8 protein-coding genes are annotated in these 6,216 nt (G+C 64.0%); 4 read left to right on the top strand and 4 right to left on the bottom strand.

Going from position 1 to position 6,216, the window contains the following annotated elements; translation table 11 throughout:
* Window positions 1-346 (top strand): DUF92 domain-containing protein (locus HRF45_05735; GenBank protein MEP0766029.1); only part of this gene is annotated, 346 nt, incomplete at its 5' end.
* 76 nt (window positions 347-422) lie between these two features.
* On the opposite strand, the gene HRF45_05730 is transcribed toward HRF45_05735, so the two are convergent.
* Genes HRF45_05730 through HRF45_05720 form a run of 3 tightly spaced genes read right to left on the bottom strand, consistent with a single transcriptional unit; the run spans window position 423 to window position 2,588 of the window.
* The gene (locus tag HRF45_05730) at window positions 423-1,214 is read right to left on the bottom strand and encodes a hypothetical protein (GenBank protein MEP0766028.1); all 792 of its coding nucleotides are present in this window, start codon (window positions 1,212-1,214) and stop codon (window positions 423-425) included.
* Window positions 1,211-2,023 carry a hypothetical protein gene (locus HRF45_05725; GenBank protein MEP0766027.1) on the bottom strand — a complete coding sequence of 271 codons (813 nt, stop codon included), beginning with the start codon at window positions 2,021-2,023 and terminating at the stop codon, window positions 1,211-1,213. The genes HRF45_05730 and HRF45_05725 overlap by 4 nt, the downstream gene beginning before the upstream one ends.
* 4 nt (window positions 2,024-2,027) lie before the next feature.
* A complete protein-coding gene (locus tag HRF45_05720; protein ID MEP0766026.1) occupies window positions 2,028-2,588 on the bottom strand; it encodes a sigma-70 family RNA polymerase sigma factor in 561 nt (186 codons plus the stop codon).
* Between the two features lie 258 nt (window positions 2,589-2,846).
* Between HRF45_05720 and HRF45_05715 the strand changes: the two genes are divergently transcribed.
* Entirely contained in the window at window positions 2,847-3,740 is an 894-nt protein-coding gene (locus HRF45_05715) for a hypothetical protein (protein MEP0766025.1), read from the top strand.
* Window positions 3,741-4,023: 283 nt separating this feature from the next.
* Here HRF45_05715 and HRF45_05710 read toward each other — a convergent pair whose 3' ends face one another.
* A complete protein-coding gene (locus HRF45_05710) occupies window positions 4,024-4,389 on the bottom strand; it encodes a carboxymuconolactone decarboxylase family protein (protein ID MEP0766024.1) in 366 nt (121 codons plus the stop codon).
* Between the two features lie 169 nt (window positions 4,390-4,558).
* Here HRF45_05710 and HRF45_05705 point away from each other — a divergent pair, with 169 nt between their 5' ends.
* The gene (locus HRF45_05705) at window positions 4,559-5,227 is read left to right on the top strand and encodes an N-acetylmuramoyl-L-alanine amidase (protein ID MEP0766023.1); all 669 of its coding nucleotides are present in this window, start codon (window positions 4,559-4,561) and stop codon (window positions 5,225-5,227) included.
* Window positions 5,224-6,153, top strand: a complete 930-nt coding sequence (locus tag HRF45_05700; protein ID MEP0766022.1) for a bifunctional riboflavin kinase/FAD synthetase — start codon at window positions 5,224-5,226, stop codon at window positions 6,151-6,153. Before HRF45_05705 ends, HRF45_05700 begins: the two co-directional genes overlap by 4 nt.
* The last annotated feature ends 63 nt before the right edge of the window (window positions 6,154-6,216 follow it).

Raw genomic sequence — 6,216 nt, 5'->3', positions numbered from 1 at the left:
CTTGGTGACGACGCTGCGTCCTGTAGCCGCGGGAACTAGCGGAGGCGTGACCTTATCAGGCTTGGCCGCTTCCGGACTGGGGGCTATTGTCGTCGCCGCCTGGGGGCCGCACGCGGTTACGGTCGGGGTCATCGGTTGGTGTGCTGCTCTGCTCGACAGCGTTATAGGCGCGGTGCTGCAGGCTCGGTTTCGGTGTGGTACGTGCGGTGAGACCGTCGAGACGCCCACGCACTGTGGTGGCAGCGCTACGCGGATTGCTGGGGTGAGTTTCATCTCCAACGACGTGGTGAACTTGCTGGCGACGTTGATTGGGGGTGTCGCCGGATACGTTCTGGTGGCACGATAGACGCCTGCGCCGGTCCGGTATCGCGGGCGGCGAGTCTGCGGCTCGCCGCCCGCTTCTCCTTCTCGCAGGCTCGGTACTAACGGCTCTTCTTCATCGCCGCAAGCTTCTGTTCCAGCAGCTCGGTCAGCTCCGCGAGCGTGAGGCGCGGCTGCATCAACGGTTGGAACTGCATGCCCGGCTGCGGCGCTAGTCCAGGACCCTGTACACCAGGTCCGTCAGGAAGCGTCCTCTGCCCCCCTGGTGGCGGGCCTTGTGGTTGACGCTGCCCTTGCTCGAGATGCGCTCCAGGAGTGGGTGGGATCATGCCGAACCCCTCGTCAGGCTGGTCTATCGGCTCCGGTACACCCGGAGGCCTCGTCACGCCCTCGCCGGGACGAACGAAGTCAGGCTGTCGCCGATCGGGGCCCGTAACGAGACGGCGCAACCCGTCAGCCTTCAGTGGCCCAATCGCCCTCGACAGTGCATCCCAGCCCTGCGCCTCGGTCCGGCGGTATTCCTCGGCTAGGCGACGCATAGCCTCCGCGGTTTCCGGCAGAGGTGGATCCTCCGGGCGGGCCGCAAGGAGCGCCTTGATCTCTTGATCTAGCAACTGTTCCGTCTGGGCACGAAGCCTTGCTTCGGCATCGCGAAGCGCCCGGACGTGCGACAGGGCTTTCTCGACGTCTTCCACCGTCATTCCGAGCCGGTGCATCTCGCGCAAAGCCGCGAGCTTGGTGACCTTCTTGGCCATCTCCGGTTGCGGCGGCATCATCATGGGTTGACCGGGCTGGCCCCTCTGCTCGAGTCGCGGCTGCTGAGAGGCCGCGGGCAGTGTCAGCGCCATGATGCACGCTGCTAGGATAATCCGTTTCCACTCGGCACGTTTCATGTTTCTGCCTCCTCCGGGCGGGTGTTAGGTCCATCCGCCTGTGTTAGGTATTGCGAGTAATACGTAACCGCTTGGTACACATCTCCCGCCGCCTCGGCGGTATAGCCGGTGGCATAGGCGAGGTTCGAGTCCTGTGCGCTCTGATATGCGCGAGCATAGGCGTCCGAAGCATGTGCATACGCGCCGGCCTCTGCATACCAGTCGCCCCAATCCTCCCATGACACGCTTACGGCGGGGGTGTCGGTATCTCGATCAGCGGTGATCGTGCCGGTGGGCCCGCCAGGTGTCCTGCGCGCACCTGCCACCACCTTTCGATGGGGCTTTCTAGGTGGTGACGGCGTGCGGACCGAGTCCGTCACAAGCTGTTGCGGCACCTCGTTGGGCTGGGCGATGGCGACTTCAGGGATTACAGGGCTCGGTGCCGGTTCGGGTGCGGGGGCTGGCCTGTCGACGAGATCTTCTCCTCTGGTTGGTGACGACGGCGTCGGCCGGATCATCCACCATGCAAAGAAAACTAACAGCGCAATCAGCGCAACTGCTGTGGGCAGCGGCAACCACGATGCTGTGTGTGCGGGCTGGTGTTGCTCGTTCAGTCGGCGCACCGTGCGCGTCACGAAATCGGGAGAAGGCTGCTGCACCGGCAGAGCCCGCGGTAGGTCGTGTGCAAGTGCACTCAGTGCTTCCCACTCGCGGGCGCACTCCGCGCACTTTGCCACGTGCGCCGCGAGCCGCCTATCGGCCGACAAGTCCTCGCCCATCGCAACTAGCCGCGACAGTCGAATGCATACTAGTCTGCAAGTCAGTTTCATCGATTCACCTCCCCACTGCTCGCCGCAGCCTCCGCAGCGCCCCGGCTATCCGCCCCGTGACGGTGCTCTCGCGCAGGCCCAGGGCTTGCGCAATCTGGCGCACAGTGCAGCCCGAGGCATAGTGCATCTCCAACGGCACGCGTTGGTGGTCGGGCAAAGCGCCAATCGCCTCCAGGATGAGCGCACTTCGCTCTTCCCGCAGTGTGTTCTCCTCGGGCGAGGGCGCATTGCTGCGTAGGTTGGGTGTGAGGGGCACGGACTGTCGTACGCTCCGTCGGCGCAATAGGTCGTGACAGTGGTTTCGGAGGATCCGCATCAGGTAAGGCAGGAACCGCATCGCAGGGTCGAACACCGATAGGGCGCGATAGGCGCGAACGAACGCCTCTTGTACTGCGTCCTCGGCCTCCTCGGGATTCCGCAGCCTTGCGAGGGCATAGGCGAAGGCGAGGTCGCGGTGGCGCTCGACCAGGAGGCTAAAGGATGCGGTATCACCCGCCTTCGCTGCCCTGGCCAGCGTCTCGTCCGAGACTTCGCTGTACGCTTGTGTCATCGCATAGCCTGTCATCAGAGCCCTCCGAACCCGCTGCACGCTGTGCGTCACGGACGTTCGGCTTCCCTGATCCTTACGCGCGATGGCCCATTATGAAACAGGGCTACGACCCATCATCTGATTACACCGCACGGGTGCTGGGAAAGCGCCTCGCCGAGCTCGAGGCAGGGAGTTTCGTTGGAGAAGGCAGTGCGTAGATTCCCTCAGAGACCGGCTCGAGAGGAAGGTGCGCGGCAGCGCACGACGAGGCCGGGAATGTTGGGAGGAGATGTTATGAGAGGTTTGAGAAGTAGGAGCCGCTGGGGCGCGCTGCTGCTGACGACGGCGCTTGCCGCGGGAGCGCTTGCCCAGGACGGCCCGCCACCCCCGTGGTTCGAGAGCCTGGTGAAGGGCTCGGGACATCTGGTAGGCGAGGCACCGCTAGGCAACTTCGAGATGATGGCGATCAAAGGGCCGGGCGCGCCGGTCGGATCCATGCTGTTCGTCGGTCATCCGACGGACGCGAATCAGCCCATCGTGATTGCGATGCGTGTCGTCACCGCTCTGGCAGTAGAAGGCCGGGTGGGCCGCATCGAAGGCGAGGGCACGCTGAACGGCCAGGCTGCGAGAGTTGTCATCGAAGCCGAGGACCTGGTTGCGCCCAATGGCCCGAGAGACGCGTTCGACCGCCTGAGCATCAAGGCTGTATCCAGCTCGGCTGAGATTGTCGTGGCCGGGACCGTGCGCGGTGGCGACATCTTGGTAGTGATACCGCCGCCGCCGCCACTCCACGAGGTGCGTGGCGGCGGCGTCATCGCCGTGACCAACGCGACGGTTGGCATGCTGGACGTTCGCGCCGCACTGCGGGTGGATCCGGATGGCAACCCGCTCATCGAGGGCGCCTTCACGTTCAAAGAGCACGGCGCGGACCGCAACCGTCCGAAGAACGTGGTGACCTCCAAGCGACTGATCGAGATGGTGGTGGAGAACCGCAAAGCCACGATTCGAGCCGAGGTGTTGTTCAACGGCAGGCCCGCCCTCGCGGTGTTGGCCATAGAGGACAACCGCGGCCCGGGCGATCCGGACGATACCCCCAAAGATGCCTTCCGGCTGACGGTCCGCCGCGGCAACGAGACGTTGTACGAGGCCGGCGGTCCACTCGTGCAGGGTGACCTGTTCGTGAAGTAGGCCTGCAGAGGGCTCTCTTGATTGCAGGGCGCGGCGTAGGCCGCGCCCTGCTGCGCGTCAGTCCCACCTTATTGCGTGCGACGGTTCACAACGATGCTCTACAAGAGCCCAAGCTCGCGCATGCGGAGAGGCAAGCATCATGAAGTGTCATATTCGCCATTCAGTTACTAGGGTCAGCAGCATGCGGGAGGTCGCGGCACGCGGCAGCCGCACGCCGGGACAAACTGCACGCGGCCCTAGACCGAATGACGCTTTCCAAACACCATGCCGCACTAAGCGACTTCTATCCAGCCGATTCACGCTTTGCTTCAGGCAAAAGTTCGTCCATGATCTCGAACGCGTAGCGCATATGCGGGATGACGATGGAGCCGCCGATCACCAGCGCGATATTCATGGCTTCGATCAGTTCTTCCCTACTCGCACCTTCGCTGACACACCGATCGACATGGTAGCAAATGCAGTCGTTGCATCGAAGCACCATCGAGCCGACCAGCCCCATCAGCTCCTTCATCTTCACAGGGATTGCGCCGAAGCTGTATGCTTGGGTGTCGAGGTTGAAGAACCGTTGGATACCCTTGTGGCCAGAGCTGAGGATGCGCTCGTTCATGTGGAGCCGATAGGCTCGAGTTTGGTGAACCTTTTCGGACATTGCGCGCCTCCGTTCGGTTGCGCCGTAACTGACAGAATCACCGGGACGGTGGTACGCCCATATTACCTCAGTACCCAGGCTTGGCTGCATCGGGTCACCATTCCGTCGGCTGCCCAGTCCGGGCGATACGTCTTGGCCGAGTGTCGGCGTAGAATTGATACGCATAGCCATGAAGTCCCTGAACCATGAGCCTTTACGCATCCTGATCGCGCTGCTGCTTGTAGCGTTGATGTTCTTCCTGGTTTGGCGGGCATCCATCCCGCAGATAGGGCAGCGGCAACGAGCGGGCGTACTCGGGGTCGTGATCCACCACAGCGCCACGGCGCCGACCTCGGCGGGAAAGCCGGTGGATGCAGGAGTCCTGGACCGCTACCACGCACGCCGTGGATGGGTGCACGTGGACGAGAGCGGGGTGTATCACATCGGCTACCACTACGTCGTACTGCAGGATGGGACCGTGCAGCCGGGCAGGCCTGAGAACGCCACTGGGGCGCACTCGGGGGTCACTCACTACAACCGGCATTATCTCGGTATCTGCTTAGTCGGGGATTTCGATTCGAGCAGCAATCCAAGAGGCAGGACAGGGCCCCTGCGGCCGACCTCCGTGCAGATGGAGGCGACGGTGGACCTGGTTGTCGGGCTGGCCAGGCGGCACGGGTTCGGTGCGGAAGACATCATCGCGCACCGGGACGTGAAGAGCACGCTCTGCCCCGGAGATCGCTTTCCGATGGCGGAGTTGCGAGCGGCGGTGCGGAAGCGGCTGGCCCAGCCGGCCGATCGGGAACCTGGGCCCTCCCGCCCCCCTCGCCAAGGGTACGCTATCACCCACCGAACATGAACCTGATCCTGTGCCACCAGACCACCTCTGTGCCTTGGCAAGCGGCGACGCTGGCCATCGGGCACTTCGACGGCGTGCACCTTGGCCACCGCAAGGTGATTCTGGAGGCGGTGCACGATGCGAGGCGACACGGGCGACCCACCGTGGTGGTCACGTTCGACCGCAACCCGCTAGAAGTGCTACGCCCCGAGGACGCGCCTCCTTACCTGTGCACACTCAGGCAACGCCTCGAGCGATTCGAGACGCTCGGGGTGGATCACACGGTGCTGTTGATCTTCGACAAGCAACTCGCGTCGCAACCGTGGCTTGAGTTCGCAGAAGGCACCCTACGGGACTGGCTCCACTGCAAGCACCTCGTTGTGGGACACGACTTCCGGTTCGGGCAGGGCAGACTGGGTACTCCCGAGGCCGTCCACGCTCGAAGGGAGGAGTTGGGCTTCGACGCCACCGCAGTACCGGCGCTGGAACACGACGGGCGACGGGTGAGCAGCACCGAGATACGTCTAGCTCTGCAGGCAGGGCGTTTGGACCAGGCCGAGCGGGCGCTCGGGCGGCCCTACTCGCTGGTGGGGACAGTGGTGCATGGGGACAAGCGAGGCCGGACGTTCGGCTATCCCACCCTCAACCTGGTGCCCGTCGCTCGGTTGGTGGTTCCCTCGGATGGAGTGTATGCGGGGACGGTACATGTCGGGCCAGACCGATGGAAGGCGGCGGTGTCCATCGGAGTTCGACCGACCGTGGGGGGCGGACAGAGGACCATCGAGGCGCATCTGCTGGATTACCCCGGCGACGATCTGTACGGGCGGACGGTGACGCTCACCTTTCTCGCCCGACTGCGCGAAGAGCGGGCGTTCCCGAACACTGAGCAGCTACGCGTGCAGATGGACGAGGACGTTCGCCAGTGCCGGGCTCTATTGGACGTGTAGCCGCTCCTTCGCCCTGCGGCTTGGGGACTCGCCGTCTGGGTTCCCGCGAAAGTCTTTGGCGTC

This window comes from Fimbriimonadia bacterium (assembly GCA_039961735.1).
Lineage (GTDB): Bacteria > Armatimonadota > Fimbriimonadia > Fimbriimonadales > JABRVX01 > JABRVX01.
Note: the sequence above shows the minus strand (reverse complement) of the source record. Positions and strands in the feature narration are given on the sequence as shown.